Source organism: Pseudomonas sp. Y24-6 (assembly GCF_020295325.1).
In the GTDB taxonomy this organism is placed as follows: domain Bacteria; phylum Pseudomonadota; class Gammaproteobacteria; order Pseudomonadales; family Pseudomonadaceae; genus Aquipseudomonas; species Aquipseudomonas gregormendelii.
The window spans coordinates 556,288-576,314 of the sequence record NZ_JACBXG010000001.1 but is presented as its reverse complement, the minus strand read 5'-3'; the positions used below and the strand labels follow the sequence as shown (position 1 = coordinate 576,314).

Sequence of the window (20,027 nt, the reverse complement as noted above, 5' to 3'; positions counted from 1 at the left end):
AATTCGTCTGAATAAGAGGCAACTTATGAGCAACGTTGAAATTCTGCCCCAGGTGGCTGCATTCCTTGAGCGCCGGCATGGCTGTTTTATCGATGGCCAGTGGGTGTTCGCCGAAGGACAAAGCATTGCCGTGGTCAACCCGGCCACCGGGCAGACGCTGTGCGAGACCCTCGATGCGCCGCTGCAAATCGTCGAGCAGGCCGTGCAGTCGTCCCACGCCGCGTTCAAATCCGGGGTGTGGTCGGGCCTGCGTCCGGCGGATCGCGAGCGCATCCTGCTAAACTTTACCCGCCTGGTCGAAGCGCACGCCGAAGAGCTGGCCCAGCTGGAAACCCTGAGCCAGGGCAAGTCGATCAACATGGCCCGCGCACTGGATCTGAACGCGACCGTAGAGTTCATGCGCTACATGTCCGGCTGGGCCACCAAGATCGAAGGGCAGACTTTCGACGTGTCGATCCCGCTGCCACCGGGTGCCAAATTCACCGCGTTCACCAAGCGCGAGCCGGTGGGTGTCGTGGTGGGCATCGTGCCGTGGAACTTCCCGCTGCTGATCGCCGCCTGGAAGCTGATGCCCGCGCTGGCCACCGGTTGCACGGTGATCATCAAGCCGGCCATGGAAACCCCGTTGACCGCCATGCGCCTGGCAGAGCTGGCGCTGGAGGCTGGTATTCCCGCCGGTGTGTTCAACGTCGTAACCGGTGGCGGCGTCTCGGTGGGCGGCGTGCTGACGGCGCATCCGCTGGTGAGCAAAGTCTCGTTTACCGGGTCCACGGGCGTGGGCAAGAGCGTGGGTGTGGCGTGCATGGCGAACATGACGCGCTTTGCCCTGGAATTGGGAGGCAAGAACCCGATGATTGTGCTCGCCGATGCCGACATCGACAAAGCCATTCAGGGCGCGATCCTTGGTGGCCTGCTGAACAACGGCCAGGTCTGCGCCGCCGCCTCACGTTTCTATGTGCATCGCTCGATCCACGACCGCTTCGTTGAAGGCCTCGCGGCAGCGGTGTCTGCCATGCCGATAGGCGCCGGCATGAACTGCAACGCGGCGATCAACCCGCTGGTGTCGCGCAAGCAGCAGCAAGGCGTGCTCAAGCACATCGAACTGGCTCGCCAGGAAGGTGCACGGGTGGTGTGCGGCGGGGAGTTGCTCGAGGGCGAGGGCTTCTACGTGCAGCCGACGATCCTGGCCGATATCAACCACGGCATGACCGTGAGCAGGGAAGAAGTGTTCGGCCCGGTGCTGGGCATCATGCCCTTCGACGATGAAGACGCCGTCATCGCCCTGGCCAACGACAACCGCTACGGCCTGGCCGCCAGCCTTTGGACCAACGACCTGGGCAAAGCGATGAACCTGGTCCCGCGCATCGAAGCCGGCACCGTGTGGGTCAACGCCCACGTACTGCTCGACCCGGCAATGCCGTTCGGCGGGGTCAAGCAATCCGGCATGGGCCGCGAGTTCGGACGCGCGGTGATCGAGGCCTATACCGAGTTGAAATCGGTGTGTATTGCGCATTGATCCTGGCTGCGCTTGCCGACGAAAACATTAGGTGTCGGCATTGCGCTCTGGGCGCGCAGGTATAGAAGGGGTCACTGCGGCCATTGCTCAAGCAGAATCGAGACAAACTTCTCCGCCGCGGGGGAGAGTGATGCGCCTCTGCGGTACACCAGCCCCAAAGAGCGGTTCACCACCGGTTCAATGAGGGGAATGCTGACCAGCGTTGGATGATCGTCCGCTGGCATTGCCAGGCTCGGCATTGCCGACACCCCAAGCCCGGCTTCCACCAGGCCCAATGAAGTCGAGAGATGCTGCACTTCATAGAACCATTGCGGACGCCAGCTCAAACCGGATAGAGCGTGATCCAGCAACATACGGTTGCCGCTGAGGCGGCCCACGCCGATCAGCCGATACTCACTGAGCTCCGACCAGGTGACTGAACTGCGTTCGGCCAGTTCGTGGTCGCGTCGGCACGCCAGCACAAAGGGCTCGTTCACCAGCGGCACGAACTCGATATCCGGATGCTGGCCGCTCATCATGTTGATGCCAAAGTCGGCTTCGCCGCGCAGTACCGCTTCCAGGCCTTCGTTCGCGCTCAGGTCGAGCAGGCGAATGCGGATTTTGGGGTAGCGTTCGTTATAGAGGCGAATCACCGAAGGCAGGAAGTAAAAGGCGGCGGTGGGGATGCAGGCGAGCGTCACCCGGCCGATCTGCCGTTCTGCCAACTCCCTGATGTTGAGAATCGAGTCGTCGAAGTCATCCAGCAGTCGACGCGCCTTGGGCAGAAAATCACGCCCGACGCTGGTGAGGCTGACCTTGCGCGTGGTGCGATCCAGTAACGCCGTCCCCAGACCCTCTTCCAGCTTCTTGATCCGCCGGCTCAGTGCGGGTTGAGACAGGTGCAAGGCATCAGCGGCTTCATGAAAGCTGCCAAGTTCGGCGATTTTTACGAATGATCTGATGTCTTGAAGCTCATATTCCATAAATTCCCCTTAAAAATACCTCGGCGAAAAGTGCTATTTTCGCTCGTTCAACTCTTTCGTCAAACGCAATAATAGCTCGAATCTTTGCATTGGAAACACCAGTGCTTCCCTGTCACTCTTGTTTGCAAGACATCAATCGCCCTGATTAATCAATAAGAGTCAGTAGCCATGCAACGAATTCCTTGTGTACTGATGCGCGGTGGTACCTCAAAGGGCCCCGTATTCCTGGCCTGGGACCTGCCCGTGTCCATTGAACAGCGTGACGAACTGCTGCTCGCCTTGATGGGCTCCGGTCACGAACTGGAGATTGACGGCATTGGCGGCGGCAGCCCGCAGACCAGCAAGGTCGCTATTGTCAGTCCGTCGCTGCATCCCGATGCCGATGTGGATTACCTGTTCGTGCAGGTCATGGTGTCCTCGCGTCGCGTGGACACGGCCCCCAACTGCGGGAACATGCTCTGCGCGGTCGGGCCATTCGCTATCGAGCAAGGCCTGGTCAAGGCCAGCCAAACGATGACCAGCGTGCGCATCCGCAACCTCAATACCGGGACCTTCGTCACCTCTGAAGTGCAAACGCCCCAGGGCAAGGTCAGCTATGAAGGGGACACCGAAATCGATGGAGTGCCAGGCAGCGCAGCCCCGGTTCAATTGACCTTCCTCGACGCGGCTGGGTGCAAGACCGGCAAGCTCTTTCCCACCGGCAACACCCAGGATGTGTTCGACGACATTCCGGTGACCTGCATCGACATGGCCATGCCGATGGTGCTCATCGAGGCACGCCACCTGGGCAAGCGCGGCGATGAAACCCCGGCAGAGCTGGACGCCGACAAGAAATTCCTGCGTCGCCTGGAGGCCTTGCGCCTGCGTGCAGGTGCCGCGATGGGTCTGGGCGACGTGAAGGGCATGGTCATTCCCAAGCCGGTGCTGGTATCGCCGGCCAAGGCCGGCGGCACCCTGCAGGTGCGTTACTTCATGCCGCACAGCTGTCATCGCTCGCTGGCCATCACGGGTTCCATTGGCCTGGCGACCGCTTGTGTCAGTCAAGGCAGTATCGTTGCCCAAATGCTCGGCGATACCGCCACCGCGCGCTTGCAACACGTGCGGATCGAACACCCCGGCGGCGGTATCGACGTGGTCTTGTCGTACACCGGCGAGAACGGTGAAACCATCCGCGCCTCTGTCGTGCGTACTGCCCGACGCCTGTTTTCCGGCTTTGTGTATGCACCGGTTTCACAGCGACTCGCGGGCTAGATCCCTGATCGCAGGCTGCGTCGTCTGGTAGGCTCAGGTTGCCTGCCTTGCCGTCGGCCTTATCACCTATAACAACAAGAGAATTGCCCTATGCTCGCCTTACTCGGCTTGGCCATGGTGGTCGTGTTCACCTTCCTGATCATGACCAAACGCCTGTCACCCATCGTCGCCTTGACGGTTGTTCCGATTGTCTTTGCAGTGATCGGTGGTTTCGGCGGAACCACAGGGAAAATGATGCTCGACGGCCTGAAAATGGTCGCTCCCTCCGCTGCGCTGTTGTTGTTCGCGATCCTGTTTTTCGGCCTGATGATCGACTCCGGATTGTTCGACCCGCTGATCCGCAAGATCCTCAAGCGGGTCAATGGCGACCCGATGAAGATCGCCGTGGGTACGGCGTTGCTCTCGTTGACCGTGGCACTGGATGGTGACGGCACGACCACCTACATGATCACCTGCGCTGCCATGTTGCCGCTGTACAAGCGCATCGGCATGAATCCGATGATCCTCGGGATCGTGGCCATGTTGTCGCTGAGCATCATGAGTGGCATGAGCCCTTGGGGCGGCCCGGCCACACGAGCCATCGCGGCACTGGGCCTGGATGCAGGGGAGTACTTCATTCCGTTGCTGCCGACTATGGTGGGTGGTGCGGCGTGGGTGGTGTTTACCGCTTTCCTGCTGGGCCGTTCCGAACGCAAGCGTATCGGTAATGTGCACTTGAGCAGCGGTGGCGGTAATTGCTATATCGAGGCGATCCTCGGCGATACGCCGCACAAACGACCGAAGCTGGCTTACGTCAACCTGCTGCTGGTCATCGTGGTTATGGCGGCGCTGGTGATGGGCGTGATGCACTCGGCGATTCTGTTTCTGATCGGCTTTGTACTTGCCCTGATGATCAATTACCCGCAACTGGACATCCAGAAAGAACGCATCCTCGCCCATTCCGGCAACGCCATGACTGTAGTGCTGTTGGTGTTTGCGGCCGGGATTTTCGCCGGGATCTTCTCCGGCACCAAGATGGTCGACGCCTTGGCGCAGACCCTGGTGGATTGGATTCCGCCGGCATGGGGGCATCTGTTCCCGCTGGTCGTGGCCATTACCAGCATGCCCTTGACCTTCGTCCTGTCTAATGACGCCTATTACTTTGGCGTGGTTCCGATCCTCGCCAACGCCGCAGCTGCTTACGGTATCAGCCCCCTGGAAATAGCCCGGGCATCGATCCTCGGCCAGCCGGTGCATCTGATGAGTCCACTGGTGGCATCCACTTTGCTGTTAATGGGCATGATCGACCGCGACATCGGTGACTTCCAGAAAGCCGCCTTCAAGTGGGCGGTGCTGACTTCCCTGGTTGTCACAGCGTTGGCGCTGTTGACCGGTGCACTGACCCTGTTCGTCTGATCGCCTTTCCCCCTGAAAACTGTTCCCGTGCCCTGAAGAGGGCGCGCGGATCAGTGCATCGGCCAATAACAATAATGAGTATTGAACATGAGCAAATTCCTGACCTGCGGGGCCGTTGCTGTTCTCTTGAACGCTGTACCTTCGGCCAGTGCCTGGGCGGCGGGATTGATCGAAGACAGCAAATTGAAGCTGCAATTACGCAACGTGTACTTCAACGAAAATTTTCGTGATGAAAACGGCCTGAGCGCCCGCGCGGCGCAGACTGCCAAGAGCGAGCGTACTGAATGGGCGCAGGGTTTCCTGCTCGATTACCAGTCCGGCTTTACCCAGGGCACGCTGGGCTTTGGCGTGGATGCGCTGGGCCTCGTCGGCGTCAAACTGGACTCCGGCAAAGGTCGTAGCGGCACGGGTCTGCTGCCGGTACACGACGACGGACGTGCGGCGGATGAGTTCGCAAGCCTGGGGGTGGCGGGCAAAGTCCGGCTGGCGAAAACCGTGGTCAAGCAGGGTTCTTTGTTGCCCAGGACACCGGTGGTGATCTACAACGATGCGCGCCTGTTGCCACAGACGTATCAAGGCACCCAGTTCACCAGTAACGACATCGCCAACCTGACACTCACTGGCGGTCATCTGGATCAGTTCAAGCTCAGGGATTCGTCGGACAGTCGCTCGATTATTCCCGATGGCTTTACTGGCAAGGGTTCGGATTTTTCCTATGCAGGTGGCGACTACAAGCTGGGCAAGAACATTCGCCTGGGGTACTTCTACGGCGAACTGCAGGACTTCTATCGTCAGCAGTTCGCGGCAGTCCAGCATGATCTGACCCTGGGTGCTGGCGTGCTGACCAGCGACCTGCGCTACTTCCACAGCGTGGACGCCGGAACGGGGCGGGGTGGCGTCATCGATAACGATATGCTCAGCGGCCAGTTGACCTACTCGTTGACAGGGCACAGTTTCGGCGGCGGGTATCAGGTACTCAGTGGCGACGCAGGGTTGCCCTACATCAGCGGCGCGACCGTCTATTCGTTCAGCAATGTCGGGATCGGCAAGTTTATCGAAGAAGACGAGAAGACCTGGATGCTCAGCTACGCCTACGACTTCGCCCGGGCCGGCGTGCCGGGCCTGACGTTTTCCACGCGCTATCTGAGTGGCGACAATGGCAAATCCGGGGACGCGCGGTTGCATGAGTGGGAGCGGGATGCCGAGTTGGCGTATGTGCTGCAGGACGGCGCATTCAAGGGTTTGGGGATCAGGTTGCGCAACTATGTGTATCGCTCGGATTATGCGCGGGGGCGGGACAGTAATCGGGTCTATGTCACCTACGATGTTGCGGTGTGGTAGAGGTGGCGATTAATCGGTGGGAGTTATCGCGAGCAAGCTTTGCTCCCACAGGCCAGGCCAGGGCATGGCAAGGAATTTGAGTCAGTCGCCGTATGTCGGCACCCGGGAACCGCTATCCACACCAGACGCCCAACCAGAAACAACCGTTGGAGTCTGGCCATGAACGACGATCGAAAGCAGCAAGCAATGGCGGCCTGGTACCAACTGCTCAAGGAGCCGTTGATTCGCATGGATTGTGAGGAGCAGTACGATGAGCTCCTCAAGGCCGCTGACGAGATGGAACGTGCCGGTCTGATCAACAGCAACGAATGGCGTCAGCTGGTGCGCGAGGCCGGTTTGGCGTTTGCCCAGGCGACCGAGGGCATCGGTAACGGCACCTAGCTTTCGGGGTTCGCGATTTCCCCCTCGGCCTGCTGGGCAAACCACTCTAGGATCAGCCCACAGGCCGGATGCGCGCTCGCTGAGGGTTGCAGGGTCAGCGCATACACGCCCTTTGTCTTCAGCGCCTTACCGAAGGGAATCACCAACACGCCTCGATCTACCGACTCGCCCGCCAGGGTCAGGTCTGTCATCGCCACGCCCAGCCCGCGTGCAGCCGCATCCAGTGCCAGTTCATCCAGGTTGAAAGGAATGTGCCGGTAGCGCTCCAGCGGTCCACCGCCGTTGGCTGCCAACCATTTTACCCAGTCATGACGGTCCGAGGAGCGATGCAGCAAGGTGCAATGCACCAGGTCTTCGACTGCTCGCAGCGCGTCCGCCAGCCCCGGCGCGCAGACGGGCACAAGCGCTTCCTCGAACAGCGTCATGGACTGTGGATCATTCGATGGTTGCGCCAGATAGAGGATGTAGGCGTCGCTGTCGACGGCTGGCTCCACCACCTCAGTTGCCACAGTCTCGATCGACAGCAAAACCTCGGGATGAGATCGATAGAACTCGCTCAGCCTGGGCAGCAACCAGCGCACCGCCAGGGATACGTGCATGCGAATGCGAAACGGACGCTCCCTGGGTGCCAGCCGTTCCTCCAGGGCTTTGAGTTGCTCAAGGATGCTGCGGGCACTGGTTAGCACCTGCTCGCCCTCGGGCGTGAGACTCAGGCTGCGACTGGTGCGCACGAACAACGCGACACCGAAGTGACTCTCCAGCTGCTGAATTTGCCGACTCACAGCGCTTTGAGTCAGGCACAGCTTCGATGCGGCCTGAGTGAAGCTGCCGGAGTCGGCAACTTCCACCAGCGCCTGCATTGCTTGCAGCGACGGGACGTGACGAAGCTTATCCATGCGTTTTCCGAATACTTCGATGATTTTATAACGTTGGTTTTATCACTGTTGGCGCTCTAAATTCCAGTCTTGGCCGAGGTTTCTCATGCGTTCAACGCATGGGAAAGGGCAATGCCCACGGCGGGATAACGGTGGATCGAGGTGATGCATGACCAATGAATGTGGCTGGATTGCGCAGGCGGGCAGCTCGCCCGTGCGCGGTTCCCTGAAGGGTACCGAGAAGGCTGACTGGCTGATTATCGGGGCTGGGATTACCGGGTTGAACGCCGCCCACACCCTCGCGCAGATGCACCCTCAGGCCCGCATCGTGATCGTTGATCGCCAGCGTGCGGCGCAGGGCGCTTCGGCGCGCAACTCAGGGTTTGCCGTGGCCCACGAACATCCAGGCACCGATGAGTTGTTGGGCAGCAAGGGTTTTGCCGATTATCAGGTGGACACCGAGATCTCCCGGGTTGCCAGCCTCGAGGTGCGCCAGCGAATCGCCCGGCATGGCATCGAATGCGATTTTCGCGACGATGGTTACTTTTTTGCGGTGAGCGATCCCGGCAAGTTGACCCAGGTCGAGGACAAGCTGCAAACCCTGCGCGCGGTGGGTGCTTCGGCGCATTTTCTACAAGGCGAGGCGCTGTATCACCAGTTGGGTACCCGGCATTACCAGGCGGCTATCTGGTGCGGCAATGGCAACGCGTTGTTGCAGCCGGCGAAATACGTCAAGGGCTTGCTGGATGCGTTGCCCGCCAGCGTCACCCTCTACGAAAACACCGACATCACCGGTCTGGAGCGCCTGAGTCAGGGGCGCGTGCGCGCCAATGGCGTTGCCGGCCGAATTGAAGCGCAGCAAGTGCTGGTATGCCTGAATGCATTCATCTCGCGTTCGGGCATCGACGACAGCGCAACGTTTGCGATGGAGCTCAGCGCGAGCCTCACCCGGCAGCTGACTGACGCCGAGTACCAGGCAATCGGCGCGGTCGAGCCCTGGGGCGTGCTGTCCACTCGGCCGCTGGGCGCCACCGTGCGCTTGACCCCGGACCGCCGGGTGATGATCCGCAACACGGCGGAATACCGGTTGCGGGATTTATCCGCCAGCGAGCTGCGAGTGCGCCGTGAACATCATGTGCTGGGTTTGCAGCGGCGTTTCCCATTCCTCGGCGCCCAGGACATCCAGTACACCTGGACCGGACATTTGAGCGCATCGCGCAGCGGCCAGCCTTACTTCGCCAAGGTCGAGGAGGGTGTTTATGCGGTGGCCGGCTGCAATGGTTCCGGTGTGGCACGCGGCACTTTGTGGGGGCGGTTGCTGGCTGAAATGTCCTCTGGCGTCGATTCGCCAGTCCTGCAATCGGTGATGCGCCGAGCCCAACCCGGCTGGCTGCCACCCAAACCGTTGCTGGATATCGGTGCCATGCTGCGCATGCGTGTGGAGTCAATCAGGGCCAGAACTGAAATCTAGAACATCCGTCGATCAACCAAGAACAACAACTCAGCACACACGGTGACAGAAAATGCGCATCAACAACCTTACCCTGATGGTCATGCTCGCCTCGTTCCCGGCAGCCAGTTACGCGGATGAAGTGGTCAATATCTCCAACTGGAACGGCTACATCGCCGATGACACCCTGACTACTTTTACCAAGGAAACCGGGATCAAGGCCACCTACGACATTCATGACAGCAACGAGGTGCTGGAATCCAAGCTGATGACCGGCAACACCGGGTATGACGTGGTCAGCCCTTCAAACCATTTTCTGTCGCGCCTGATCAAGGCCGGCGCCGTGCAGAAACTCGACAAGAGCCAGCTGCCGAACTGGAAAAACCTCGACCCGGTATTGCTGCACAAGCTTGAGGTCAACGACCCGGGCAACCAGTATGGCTACCCCTATATGTGGGGCACGGCGGGCATTGGCTACAACGTCGAGAAGATCAAGGCGATTTTTGGCAACACCGATATTACCCGTTCCTGGAAATTGTTCTTCGACGAAGAGAACATCAAGAAGCTCAGCCAATGCGGCGTGGCGATCATTGATAACCCCACGCAAATCCTGCCGATCACCCTCAACTACCTGGGCCTGCCGCCCCACAGCCACGAGCCGGCGGACTACAAGAAGGCCGAGCAGGCGTTGCTGAAAATCCGCCCTTATGTGCAGTACTTCCATGCCTCCAAGTACATCAGCGACCTGGCCAATGGCAATGTCTGCGCAGTGATCGGCTTCAACGGCGACGTGGTGCAGGCGGCGGCCAGTGCGAAGGAAGCCAACAATGGCATCAACATCGCCTACTCGATTCCGGATGAGGGCTCGACCCTGTGGTTTGACATGGTGGTGATGCCCAAGAGCGCGCCGCACGAGAAGAACGGTTACGCCTACATGAACTACCTGCTCGGACCCCAGGTGATTGCCAATATCAGCAACAGCATCCACTACGCCAACCCCAATCTGGCGGCGGATCAATATGTGGTACCGGCGGTGAAGCAGGACCTGGCGATCTATCCGCCGAAGACGGTGCTGGAGAAGCTGTTCACGGTCGAGGAGTTGCCGGCGGCGATTGCGCGGTTGAGTACGCGTTTGTGGACTCGGTTAAAGACTAATACCTGATCCGTCGCAAAGACCGCATTGCGATAATCGCCGGCAAGCAGGCTCCGGGGATCTGTGATACCTCGTCTTTCTGCGGGTCCCCCCGATCCCATGCAGCCGCCGGCTTGCTGGCGATGGTGGTCTAACGTTCACTACCAAAGTGCAGGATCAGTCACCCAACGCAGGCGTAAACCACCAACTCCACCAACATTTCTTCCCGCGCCAACCCCGCCACCACCACCGCCGCACGGTTGGGGAAGGGCGCCTGGAAGTATTCGGTGTACATTCCATTCACGGTCGCCAGATAGCTGCGGTCGGTGACATAGATCAGGACCTGGGTCACGGCGTCCAGCGAGCTGCCGGCGGCGTCCAGGGTGTGGCGCAGGTTGTCCAGGGTCTGCCGGGTCTGGGCTTCGATTCCCCCGGGCACCACCTGCCCCTCCCGATCGATGGGAATTTGTGCGGTGTACAGCGTGCCGTTGCCGACGACGGCCCATTCCAGCGGAGCGCGAGAGGCGAAGAGGTCGGTCTTGACTGCGTATTTCATGCAAATATTCCTGAAGCGTTGATAGAGAGTTGATCAGGCGTCGCTGCTTTCACCGGCACCACGTCGTCGGGATTCTTCGGTGCTTTCCACCAGCACTCGTTCACCGAGTTTTTTCAACCTGGCCCACACCTCGTCATCCACCTCCAGCCCGCCCACGAACGTGTGGTAATGCCGGGTAGTCAGGCCCGGGCACGGCAGGAGGGTGAAGTGGCGGGAGATCAACACGTTGATGCTCTGCTCATCATCCATGGCTGGTTGCGGCAGATCATGCACGCGCAAGGATGGCTGGCTGTCGCCGGCACTGAAGGTCGCGACCAGTTCCTGCCGCGCATCCCGCCAGTACGCGCAGAAGTTCAGCCCCTGATCGGCGCAACGAGCCAGGTAACCCAGCAGCAGGATGCGGTTGTGGCAATGGCGGATGCGGATCAAGGCGCTGCCGCCACGCAAAGCCTTGCTCACGCCCAGCTCGACGGCCTGGGCGGCGCAGCGCAGGATGCTTTGGCCGTGAGCGTCGAGGGTCAATTGCGCGGCGTCTTCATAGTTGGTTTCGATGGGCCGATCGACCTCATCATGCAGGAACGCCAGGGCTTTTTTCAGCGCGCCAATGCCGTCCAGGCCCTGCTGCTGCAGGCGGGCAATCATATCGGCAGCGTCGTCGCAGTCACCCGGTGCAAAGCCCAGGCCTTCGAAGGCCTTGCGGCAGATCACCTGTACTTCGTTGTACGAAACACGCATCAGACTTCTCCGTCCAAGGTGGGCATGACGGCGAAGTTCCAGTCGTCGTCAAAAGGCTGGCCGATCTCGCTGACCAGCGGCGCGCCTTGGAACAAGGTGATGCGCACCCAGCGGCTGGATTTCGGATCGAACTTGCCAGCGCCGAAGAACGCCAGTTTGCAGCGCAACAAGTCGATGGGCAGCATGTTGCGATGCAACAGATTGGCGCGGATCTCGCCATAGGCGCAGCAAGCCATGCCCTGCAGACGGCACACCGTGCCCTTGAATTGCGGTTGGGCGAGCAGAAAGTGCGCCGTCAGCTGCTGCGGGTGCTGCTCCAGATAGGCCAGTAGTGCTGTGTGGCAGCGCTGGATGTTGTGCGCGATGCCCAGCTGCATTTCCTTTTCCGCTCCCGGCTCCATGGCGCGCTCACCCAGGCGCGGCTCCTCTTTTTCTACCGAGCGATACCAGAAAAAGTGATTGGCTGCGGGGCTGTCCAGATCAAGCTCCAGTGCCCAACGGTAGTGGTTCTCCATCAGTACGCGCAGCTCCGTCAGCGGCATGTCGGCGTTGAGGCGAAAACCTTCGCTGACGGCCATCTGTTCCGCCAGGGGATCGACCAGCTGCGGGTACAGCTCCAGCAGCAGGCTCACCAGCAATTCCTGGCAGCCTTTACCGCCATGGCTCTGCGCCCAACCCTGGACTCGCGTCCACAGATCAGGACTGACAGGCTGTGCGTCGAACCACTGAATCAAGCGTGCCAGGTCAGCCAGCGTGCACTGATCGAGCGCCGCCTGGCGCTGGTCGTCGGTGACTGTCTCTTGCACATGTCGGCGCCCCCGGTCCAGCAATGCCCGCAGGCGCTCAACCCGCGGCAGATCCGCCGCTTGCCCCAGGACCTGCGCCAGTGCGGTTTCCCGAGCCCAGACCCACTGGTTAACCAGCTGCGGATGATTGATCAGGAACGGTGCCATGCCCAGGCCTGTGGAATTGCCGACACCCAGGTAACGTTGCAGGGCAATCGCCAGGCCAACCGCCCGTTGCGGATTGCGCGCCCGCGCCATGTGTTCGATCTGCTCGATACTGAAATGGCGCAGCAGGTACACGGTGAACATTTGCGCGCTGAAGGGCTGGGTGAAATCCTCATTGCCTTGCAGGCAGCTGAAGTCGGCGATGCCGAACTTGCCATTGCCGTACACGGCGGTGGTGCGATACAGATAGCCCACTTCGGCCAGCTGCTGGGGATCGGGCTGGGTGCCTTCGGCCAAGGCAGCGACGAACCGTTCAAAGTTGCGCAGGCTTCGATTGGCCCGGGACAACACCAGCACTCGCGAGTCAAATCGCCCGGCTTCCTGCAGTGGCACGTTGCGGCGCAGGTCCTGCAGTTGCAGCTCATCGACGTCACCAGCCAGCAGGACGAAGCTGACGTCCCATTGATCGGCGATCACCCGGTCGCTACGTTTTTCCGGGGGCAGGTAGGCCGAGAAAATCACGCAGTGGTAGTGGGCGTGGGGCGTATCGATTCGATAAATGGCGGTGCCGAAACCTTCGCCATCGAGGTCGAAGCGGCGGCGCCGGATACGCCATTGCTGGTTCATCATGCGGCGCATGCTGCTGCGCACGAAACTCAGGCGGCTCTGGAACTGGCTGCCCAGGCGATCGAGGTCCATGACCTGATCGGCCGGGCGCAGTATCGGCTGCGATGGTTCGCAAGGGGAGTACCACATCGTGACGCTTCCTGGATTATTCATGTTCAGACCGCCTGCTCGCGGGCCATGTACCGGGCGATTTTCAGCGCGTCCCAGAGCGACGGCAGGATCAGCAGCGACACTGGCACGGCGGTAATCACGATAAACGATTGCAGCGCGGTTACGCCGCCCGCACCAATGGTGATGAGCACCACGGCGGCCAGGCCCATGCCGATGGCCCAGAAGGCCCGCAGCCATTTTTTCGGCTTGTCGTCTCTCGACATGGCCATGGCGACGGTGAACGCCATGGCGTCACCATTGGTCGCTACCGAGATGAAGCTCAGGAACAGGAACAATGCCGAGACCAGGCCACCCAGCGGCAGGTTCTGCGTGACACCCAGCAGCAACGCTTCAGGCTGCGCGCCATTGGCGGTGACGATGCCCGGCGATTGCAGTTCCATGCCGATGCCGGTGCCGCCGACCACGGTGAACCAGAACATGGTCACGATGGGGGCGATGATGGACAGCGTCATGATCACTTCGCGGATGGTTCGGCCGCGGGAGATCTTCGCCACGTACAGCGCCACCATCGGTGCATAGCCAATGAACCAGCCCCAGTAGAATACTGTCCACCAGTCGAGCCATTTCGGGTCGGCGCGGAACAGCGTCATCGGGATGAACTGTTCCACGTGCAGTGCAAATGCAGTCGGGAAACCGCCCAGGATGAACGCGGTCGGTCCGAACACCACCATGAACACCGCCAGGCCAATCATCAACCACACGTTTATTTCACTGACGAAGCGAATGCCCTTCAGACCCACCAGGCATGAGGTGGTGTACATCACCGTGACCAGGATGATGGTGATGGCCTGGGTCGTCAGGTCGTTCTGAATACCCCACACTGAATGCAACGCGCTACTGATTTGCAGACCCAGGAATCCGATCGGGCCGATGGTCCCGGCGACTACGGCGATGATCGAGGTGGCGTCTGCCAGGGTACCAATCGGACCTTTGAGCGCACGCTCGCCAAGCAGCGGATAGAGCAGGGTTCGGGGTGCCAGTGGCAAGCCTTTGTCGTAATGCAGGTGCATCAGGACAATCGACAGCAGGCTGCCAAGCACCGCCCAGGCGAGGAAACCCCAGTGTACGAAGGACTGTGCAAGCGCGGCATGCGCAGCGGCCTCTGTATGCGCCTGCACACCGGTGAACAGCGGCGGCGGGCTGGCGAAATGCATCATGGGTTCAGCCGCGGCCCAGAAGGCACCGCCACCGGCGAGCAACGCGCACATGATCACGGCTATCCAGTTGAAGGTACTGGTGTCGGGTCGCTGGTCAATACCGCCAAGGCGCACCCGCCCGCATTTGCTGAAGCAGATGAACAGGCTTACGGCAAACGTCAGTAGCATGAGGATTTGCCAGTACAGGCCAAAGAACCGGGTCGACCAGGTGAACAGGGTGTTCACCAGTTTCGAGGTGCCTTCGATGTCGACCAGCGCGGCGATCAGAAAGGCGCCGAGGAAGCCGCCACTGATCAGGAACAGCGGCCAGTCGAGATCTTTTTTCGGCGGCGCGAGGGCCAGTGGCTGGCTTTCGGCTTGCAGGCTGCTAGATGTTTTCATGATGCCTCCAACATACGCGCTTGAGGCTGTGCATCGCCGATGAGGGAGATGAACGGGAGGCTATTGTTGTTGTTTTTCATAGTGTCCTCACGGTGAATTTCAGGGTCAGGCAATGGCAGTGGTGGCGGTTTCCAGCAGGCGCAGCCAGTTCAGTCCCATGATGCTGCGCACCTCGTCCTCAGCGAAACCACGGGCGCGCAGGCCCTGGGCGATCACCGGGAAATCCCGGCTGTCGCGGAACCACTGCAGCGGTTGCGGCCAGTTGGCGTTGTCGGCCGATCCCTCGCCGTAGTCCTTGTCCTTGCTCCAGCGTCCATTGCGCATCCATTCCAGGACACTAAGGGGTTGTTGCTGGCACAGGTCGGTGCCGATGCCTATGTGCTCGACGCCCATCAGGTCGGCAGTGTTGGCGACCATGTCGCAGAACGATTCGAGACTGCAGCCGGATGCGCCCTTGAGGTGGAACGGATAGGTGCTGAAACCCAGCAGGCCACCGGAATCGGCGATGCCGCGCAGCACTGCGTCGGATTTATTGCGCTTGGCGGCGTGGAAGCTCGAGGGGTTGGCGTGGGAAACGATCACCGGCCGGCTCGACAGGTCGATGGCTTCCAGGGTGCTGCGTTCGGCACTGTGGGACATGTCGATTAACATGCCCACGCGGTTCATCTCGCTGATCACCTGGCGCCCGAAGCGGCTGATGCCGTTGTCTTCGCGCTCGTAGCAGCCGCTGGCGAGCAGGCTCTGGTTGTTGTAGGTCAGTTGCATGACCAGCACGCCCAACTGCCGGAAGATTTCCACCAGGCTGATGTCGTCTTCTATGGGTGAGCAATTCTGGAAGCCGAAGAAAACCCCGACGCGACCTTCCTGATGCGCCAGGCGAATGTCGGCGGCTTCACGCACGGGGCGGATCAGCTCGGGCCAGGCCTCGAAGCGGCGGTTCCATTCACCCAGGCGCGACAGGGTTTCCCGCGCATTCTCGTGGTACGCGATGGTGGCGTGGACGGCGCTGAGGCCACCTTCCTGCATCTGGCGAAAAATCTCTTCACTCCAGTTGGAGTACTGCAGGCCGTCGATCATCAACAAGTCTTGCATAGTGCTCTCCGATTCAGGGCCGCACGTAGGTGGTCTTGACCACGGTGTAGAACTCGCGGGCGTACTGCCCCTGTTCACGCGGGCCGAAGCTCGAGTTTTTACGACCGCCGAACGGCACGTGGTAATCGGTGCCGGCTGTTGGCAGGTTGACCATCACGCATCCGGTGCGGGCGCGGCGTTTGAATTCGCTGGCATGGCGCAGGGACTGGGTGATAATTCCGGCCGTCAGGCCGTATTCGGTGTCGTTGAGTACCGCGAGGGCTTGTTCGATGTCGCTGACCCGGATCACGCAGGCAATCGGGCCGAATACTTCTTCGCGGTTGATGCGCATGTCGTTGCTGCTATCGATGAACAGCGCAGGGCGCATGTAATGGCCGGCAGGTTCCAGCGCCAGCACTTCACCGCCTTCGACCAGCGTGGCGCCTTCGGCCTTGGCCAGTTCCAGGTACTGTAGATTCTGCTCAAGCTGACGGGCTTCGGCGACCGGGCCAATGTGCACGCCTTGTTCAAGGGCATGCCCGACTTTCAACTGCCGCATGCGCGCGGTGAGCGCGGTGACAAAGCGATCATGAATGCCGTCGCAGACGATCAGTCGGGAGGAAGCGGTGCACTTCTGGCCGGTACCGAAGAAGGCACCGTTCAAGGCGCACTCGACAGCGATTTCCAGGTCGGCATCGTCGAGCACCACCAAGGCATTTTTACTGCCCATTTCGAGCTGGCAGCGCACCAGGTTGGTCGCGGTAGCGACGGCCACCCGGCGTCCGGTGTGTAGTGAGCCGGTAAACGTCAGCGCGTCGATATCGGCAGACTGGATCAGGCTTTCACCCACCACGCTGCCGCTACCCATGACCAGGTTGAAGGTGCCGGCGGGCAGGCTCTGGCGGCTGATGATTTCAGTCAGTGCCCAGGCGCTGGCGGGCACCAGGTTGGCAGGCTTGAACACCACGGCGTTGCCGAAGGCCAAGGCCGGGGCGATCTTCCAGGCGGCGGTGGCCATGGGGAAGTTCCATGGGGTGATAATGCCTACTACGCCTACCGGTTCGCGCTGCACTTCGATCTCGATGCCAGGGCGTACTGAGGCGGCTGTTTCGCCCAGCTGGCGCAGCACTTCGGCGGCGTAGTAGTGGAAGAACTGCGCGGAGCGACTGACCTCGCCAATGCCTTCGGCGAGAGGTTTGCCTTCTTCGCGAGAGAGCAGTTGACCGAGCTCTTCCTTGCGCGCCATCAACTCGTTGCCGATGGCCATCAACACCTGTTGGCGCTGTTCCAACCCGGTCGCGGCCCACACCGGTTGAGCGTCACGGGCCGCAGTGATGGCGCCCAGGGTCTGTTCTACGCTGGCCTGTTGGTAATGACCAACCAGATCGTTTACGTCCGACGGGCTGTGGTTAGCGATGACATCCATGCCGTCGCACCAGTCGCCAGCGATGTAGTTTTTATGAGTTTGCAGTGCCATGGGGAACCTCCGATTGCGTGGTTCCCATCTTGCGAGTATTAGTGTGCAAATAAAAATTAATAATAAATATGATTTGATAAGGAAAACTTACCGTGTTGCCAGAGCTGAAGATCACTCAATTGCGTTACTTCGTGCTGGTCGCGCAGCTCAAGAGCTTCCATGGCGCGGCAAAACAGGCGTATCGCACCCAGCCCGCGCTGTCCCTTGCTGTGCGTGAGCTGGAACAGAAACTGGGGCAGGCGCTGTTTGAGAAAGGCGGCAAAACCGAACTGACGCCTTTCGGTGAGCATTGCCTGCCGCTGTTCCAGGATTTGCTCGCGCATCACGACCGGATCGCCAGTGAAGTGAGCCTGCTGGCCCGGCATGAAATTGGCCAGGTGAGCATCGCGACGGTGCCGTCGGTGGCGAGCCGGCTACTGCCCCGGCTGCTGGCACAGTTTGTCAGCGAGCACCCGAAAATCCAGATCAGCATTCAGGATGGCAACGCCGATAGCGTGCAGCAACTGTTGGTGCAAGGTCAGGTGGATTTCGGCATAAGCAGCGTCTGGATGCCGGATGACAATATCGATTTCCTGCCAATCCTCAGCGACCGGGTGGGCGTGGTGTGCCGCAAAGATCATCCATTGGTGGCGGCGGGCGAGCAGTTGCACTGGTCAAGCCTGCAAGCCTACCCGTTGGTGCGTAACGGTACCTCGCGCCTGCTCGAAGGAACACAGGCCCACGAGTTGCTGCAGAGCAGCTTATTGTTTGTCTCCAACATGATTTCGCTGATCGCCATGCTTGAAGAGGGCATCGGCATAACGACATTACCGTCTTTGGCGTTTCCGTTGGGCAATGATCAACTGGTGTTCTTGCCGCTGGCGGAACCCAAGGTGGAGCGGCAGATTGGCATCCTGTGCCGCAAGAACCGCAGCCTGTCGCCAGCCGCGGCGGAGTTGATGGAGTTTTTGCGGGTGAATATCCAGTCGAGCTGAGTGAAGCTTGATATCTCGTGATGGTGTTTTGGCCGGCGACATTGATGGTGATACCCAGTCCATCGCGAGCAAGCTCGCTCCCACAGGTGTACTACGCTGTGTGGAATCGCAGGCTTATAAAAACAACGATCTCGGGAGATTCCTCCATGTTTGCTCCGGTTCACTCAATGCGCCGCTGCCTCGCTGTCGCCCTGGCCGCCACTGTACTCGCCACACCGGCCTTCGCCCTCGACACCGTCAAGTTCATGGCCCCCGGGTCGGTGGGGGGCGGTTACGACCAGACGGCGCGGATTCTGGGCAAGGCCATGGTCGAGGCGGGCACCGCCAAGTCGGTCACCTTCGAAAACAAGGGCGGTGCAGGTGGCACCCTGGGGTTGGCGCAATTTGCCAATAGCACCAAGGGCGACCCCAACGCATTGCTGGTGATCGGCGCGATCATGGTCGCCGGCATCGAGCAGAACAAACCGCAAATCAGCCTGAAGGACGTGACGCCCATTGCCCGTCTGTTCACCGAGTACAACGTGCTCGCCGTGCGCAAGGAGTCGCCCTATAAAACCCTGGATGACCTGATCAAGGACTTCAAGGCGAAACCCACCAGCGTCACTTTCGGCGGTGGTTCCAAAGGCTCGATCGATCATATCGGCATCGCCGAGTTGGCCGGCAAACTGGACATTCCGGTGAACAAGGTCAACTACGTCGCCTTCGCTGGCGGCGGCGAAGTGGTGGCGCAGGCCCTTGGCGGCCAGATCAAGGTCATCACCGGCGGCTATGCCGAGTTGGGGCAGTACATCAAGAACGGCCAGTTCCGTGTCCTCGCCATCGGGGCGCCGACCCGGGTCGAAGGCATTGACGCACCGACGCTCAAGGAGAGCGGCTACGACGTGACCATCGGTAACTGGCGCGGTGTGTACGGTGCGGCGAACCTCACGCCCGAGCAACGCACCCAGGTAACCGAGGCAGTGTTAGGCGCGACCAAGAGTAGGGTCTGGCAAGACAATGTCCAGCTCAACGCCTGGTCGCCCAGCATCCTGACGGGTGATGAGTTCGGCAAGTTCGTTGAAGAAGAACAGGTGCGATTGCGCGCGATGCTGGTCAAGGTCGGGCTGCTTTGAGATGGCCGGCACCCGGTCGGTCCTGCCCGCGCAACTGGCTATCGGTGTCGGTCTGATCGCCCTCAGCGCGGTGCTCGCGTATGGCGCCTGGCAGTTTCCGCCCGAAATGGGCTTTGTGATCCTGCCGGCCTATGTCTACCCCTATGCCTTGGCGGCGTTCGTCGGCGGCGTTGGGCTGTTGTTGTGCTACCAGGCAGTCACCGGCGGGTTTCGCGAACTGGCGGATCACGATGAGGAATCTGCCAAGGCGCTGCCCGGTGGCAAGGCTGGTGCCGCCTGGGTGACGGCGGGGCTGGTGGCGGTGGCGGTGCTGATCGATGTCATCGGTTTTGTCCTGGCCGCCGCCTTGTTGTTCGCCTGTGCGGCCCGAGGCTTCGGCAGCCGGCGGCCAGTGCGCGACCTCGCCATCGGCATGGCCCTGACCCTGCCGATTTACTGGCTGTTCAATGCGGGCCTCGGGGTTTCCCTGCCGCCGCTCGTCAATGCCTGGATCTGACTGCAGGAGATCGGCAC

General features: G+C 60.6%; 18 protein-coding genes. 10 read left to right on the top strand and 8 right to left on the bottom strand.

From position 1 onward, the window contains the following. Positions 1–25: 25 nt before the first annotated feature. On the top strand, positions 26–1,516 hold the full coding sequence (locus HYI44_RS02710; protein ID WP_225568684.1) for an aldehyde dehydrogenase family protein: 1,491 nt from the start codon (positions 26–28) through the stop codon (positions 1,514–1,516). A gap of 71 nt (positions 1,517–1,587) precedes the next feature. Here HYI44_RS02710 and HYI44_RS02705 read toward each other — a convergent pair whose 3' ends face one another. Beyond that, positions 1,588–2,478 (bottom strand): LysR family transcriptional regulator, encoded by an 891-nt coding sequence (locus tag HYI44_RS02705; RefSeq protein ID WP_225568683.1) that lies wholly within the window; start codon positions 2,476–2,478, stop codon positions 1,588–1,590. Between the two features lie 168 nt (positions 2,479–2,646). Here HYI44_RS02705 and HYI44_RS02700 point away from each other — a divergent pair, with 168 nt between their 5' ends. The 4 genes from HYI44_RS02700 to HYI44_RS02685 all read left to right on the top strand — a co-directional run bounded on the left by HYI44_RS02700 (position 2,647) and on the right by HYI44_RS02685 (position 6,846). Further along, entirely contained in the window at positions 2,647–3,729 is a 1,083-nt protein-coding gene (locus HYI44_RS02700; protein ID WP_122838507.1) for a 4-oxalomesaconate tautomerase, read from the top strand. Between the two features lie 90 nt (positions 3,730–3,819). Beyond that, complete coding sequence (locus HYI44_RS02695; RefSeq protein ID WP_122838508.1) at positions 3,820–5,124, top strand: CitMHS family transporter; 1,305 nt, start codon at positions 3,820–3,822, stop codon at positions 5,122–5,124. 87 nt (positions 5,125–5,211) lie between these two features. Then, the gene (locus HYI44_RS02690; protein WP_225568682.1) at positions 5,212–6,465 is read left to right on the top strand and encodes an OprD family porin; all 1,254 of its coding nucleotides are present in this window, start codon (positions 5,212–5,214) and stop codon (positions 6,463–6,465) included. Between the two features lie 159 nt (positions 6,466–6,624). Continuing rightward, entirely contained in the window at positions 6,625–6,846 is a 222-nt protein-coding gene (locus HYI44_RS02685; RefSeq protein WP_122838510.1) for a hypothetical protein, read from the top strand. Here the strand turns inward: HYI44_RS02685 and HYI44_RS02680 are convergent. Further along, positions 6,843–7,742, bottom strand: a complete 900-nt coding sequence (locus HYI44_RS02680; RefSeq protein WP_225568681.1) for a LysR family transcriptional regulator — start codon at positions 7,740–7,742, stop codon at positions 6,843–6,845. The genes HYI44_RS02685 and HYI44_RS02680 overlap by 4 nt on opposite strands. A gap of 148 nt (positions 7,743–7,890) precedes the next feature. On the opposite strand from HYI44_RS02680, the gene HYI44_RS02675 reads away from it, so the two are divergent. Continuing rightward, positions 7,891–9,192, top strand: coding sequence for an NAD(P)/FAD-dependent oxidoreductase (locus HYI44_RS02675; protein ID WP_225568680.1), 1,302 nt, complete (start codon positions 7,891–7,893; stop codon positions 9,190–9,192). A 52-nt stretch (positions 9,193–9,244) separates the two neighbouring features. Beyond that, on the top strand, positions 9,245–10,333 hold the full coding sequence (locus HYI44_RS02670) for a polyamine ABC transporter substrate-binding protein (protein ID WP_225568679.1): 1,089 nt from the start codon (positions 9,245–9,247) through the stop codon (positions 10,331–10,333). 151 nt (positions 10,334–10,484) lie between these two features. Here the strand turns inward: HYI44_RS02670 and HYI44_RS02665 are convergent, their stop codons facing one another. From HYI44_RS02665 to HYI44_RS02640, 6 genes are all read right to left on the bottom strand, one after another. Beyond that, entirely contained in the window at positions 10,485–10,859 is a 375-nt protein-coding gene (locus tag HYI44_RS02665; RefSeq protein ID WP_122838514.1) for a RidA family protein, read from the bottom strand. Between the two features lie 33 nt (positions 10,860–10,892). After that, entirely contained in the window at positions 10,893–11,594 is a 702-nt protein-coding gene (locus tag HYI44_RS02660; RefSeq protein ID WP_225568678.1) for a DUF3726 domain-containing protein, read from the bottom strand. Further along, positions 11,594–13,324 (bottom strand): hypothetical protein, encoded by a 1,731-nt coding sequence (locus HYI44_RS02655; protein ID WP_225568677.1) that lies wholly within the window; start codon positions 13,322–13,324, stop codon positions 11,594–11,596. Before HYI44_RS02655 ends, HYI44_RS02660 begins: the two co-directional genes overlap by 1 nt. Before the next feature lie 2 nt (positions 13,325–13,326). Continuing rightward, positions 13,327–14,880, bottom strand: a complete 1,554-nt coding sequence (locus tag HYI44_RS02650; protein ID WP_225568676.1) for a BCCT family transporter — start codon at positions 14,878–14,880, stop codon at positions 13,327–13,329. 105 nt (positions 14,881–14,985) lie between these two features. Continuing rightward, positions 14,986–15,972 carry a dipeptidase gene (locus tag HYI44_RS02645; protein WP_225568675.1) on the bottom strand — a complete coding sequence of 329 codons (987 nt, stop codon included), beginning with the start codon at positions 15,970–15,972 and terminating at the stop codon, positions 14,986–14,988. A gap of 13 nt (positions 15,973–15,985) precedes the next feature. Then, positions 15,986–17,428 carry an aldehyde dehydrogenase family protein gene (locus HYI44_RS02640; protein ID WP_225568674.1) on the bottom strand — a complete coding sequence of 481 codons (1,443 nt, stop codon included), beginning with the start codon at positions 17,426–17,428 and terminating at the stop codon, positions 15,986–15,988. A 92-nt stretch (positions 17,429–17,520) separates the two neighbouring features. Here HYI44_RS02640 and HYI44_RS02635 point away from each other — a divergent pair, with 92 nt between their 5' ends. From HYI44_RS02635 to HYI44_RS02625, 3 genes are all read left to right on the top strand, one after another. Continuing rightward, positions 17,521–18,402, top strand: a complete 882-nt coding sequence (locus HYI44_RS02635) for a LysR family transcriptional regulator (RefSeq protein ID WP_122838520.1) — start codon at positions 17,521–17,523, stop codon at positions 18,400–18,402. A 146-nt stretch (positions 18,403–18,548) separates the two neighbouring features. Beyond that, positions 18,549–19,514, top strand: a complete 966-nt coding sequence (locus tag HYI44_RS02630) for a tripartite tricarboxylate transporter substrate binding protein (protein ID WP_412548468.1) — start codon at positions 18,549–18,551, stop codon at positions 19,512–19,514. Between the two features lies 1 nt (position 19,515). Next, positions 19,516–20,010, top strand: a complete 495-nt coding sequence (locus tag HYI44_RS02625) for a tripartite tricarboxylate transporter TctB family protein (protein WP_122838522.1) — start codon at positions 19,516–19,518, stop codon at positions 20,008–20,010. Positions 20,011–20,027: the final 17 nt, after the last annotated feature.

Excerpts from the sequence above, each read along its gene's own strand:
- HYI44_RS02710 (WP_225568684.1), top strand. The coding sequence starts at position 26 with ATGAGCAACGTTGAAATTCTGCCCCAGGTGGCTGCATTCCTTGAGCGC.
- HYI44_RS02705 (WP_225568683.1), bottom strand. The coding sequence starts at position 2,478 with ATGGAATATGAGCTTCAAGACATCAGATCATTCGTAAAAATCGCCGAA.
- HYI44_RS02700 (WP_122838507.1), top strand. The coding sequence starts at position 2,647 with ATGCAACGAATTCCTTGTGTACTGATGCGCGGTGGTACCTCAAAGGGC.
- HYI44_RS02695 (WP_122838508.1), top strand. The coding sequence starts at position 3,820 with ATGCTCGCCTTACTCGGCTTGGCCATGGTGGTCGTGTTCACCTTCCTG.
- HYI44_RS02690 (WP_225568682.1), top strand. The coding sequence starts at position 5,212 with ATGAGCAAATTCCTGACCTGCGGGGCCGTTGCTGTTCTCTTGAACGCT.
- HYI44_RS02685 (WP_122838510.1), top strand. The coding sequence starts at position 6,625 with ATGAACGACGATCGAAAGCAGCAAGCAATGGCGGCCTGGTACCAACTG.
- HYI44_RS02680 (WP_225568681.1), bottom strand. The coding sequence starts at position 7,742 with ATGGATAAGCTTCGTCACGTCCCGTCGCTGCAAGCAATGCAGGCGCTG.
- HYI44_RS02675 (WP_225568680.1), top strand. The coding sequence starts at position 7,891 with ATGACCAATGAATGTGGCTGGATTGCGCAGGCGGGCAGCTCGCCCGTG.
- HYI44_RS02670 (WP_225568679.1), top strand. The coding sequence starts at position 9,245 with ATGCGCATCAACAACCTTACCCTGATGGTCATGCTCGCCTCGTTCCCG.
- HYI44_RS02665 (WP_122838514.1), bottom strand. The coding sequence starts at position 10,859 with ATGAAATACGCAGTCAAGACCGACCTCTTCGCCTCTCGCGCTCCGCTG.
- HYI44_RS02660 (WP_225568678.1), bottom strand. The coding sequence starts at position 11,594 with ATGCGTGTTTCGTACAACGAAGTACAGGTGATCTGCCGCAAGGCCTTC.
- HYI44_RS02655 (WP_225568677.1), bottom strand. The coding sequence starts at position 13,324 with ATGAATAATCCAGGAAGCGTCACGATGTGGTACTCCCCTTGCGAACCA.
- HYI44_RS02650 (WP_225568676.1), bottom strand. The coding sequence starts at position 14,880 with ATGAAAACATCTAGCAGCCTGCAAGCCGAAAGCCAGCCACTGGCCCTC.
- HYI44_RS02645 (WP_225568675.1), bottom strand. The coding sequence starts at position 15,972 with ATGCAAGACTTGTTGATGATCGACGGCCTGCAGTACTCCAACTGGAGT.
- HYI44_RS02640 (WP_225568674.1), bottom strand. The coding sequence starts at position 17,428 with ATGGCACTGCAAACTCATAAAAACTACATCGCTGGCGACTGGTGCGAC.
- HYI44_RS02630 (WP_412548468.1), top strand. The coding sequence starts at position 18,549 with ATGTTTGCTCCGGTTCACTCAATGCGCCGCTGCCTCGCTGTCGCCCTG.
- HYI44_RS02625 (WP_122838522.1), top strand. The coding sequence starts at position 19,516 with ATGGCCGGCACCCGGTCGGTCCTGCCCGCGCAACTGGCTATCGGTGTC.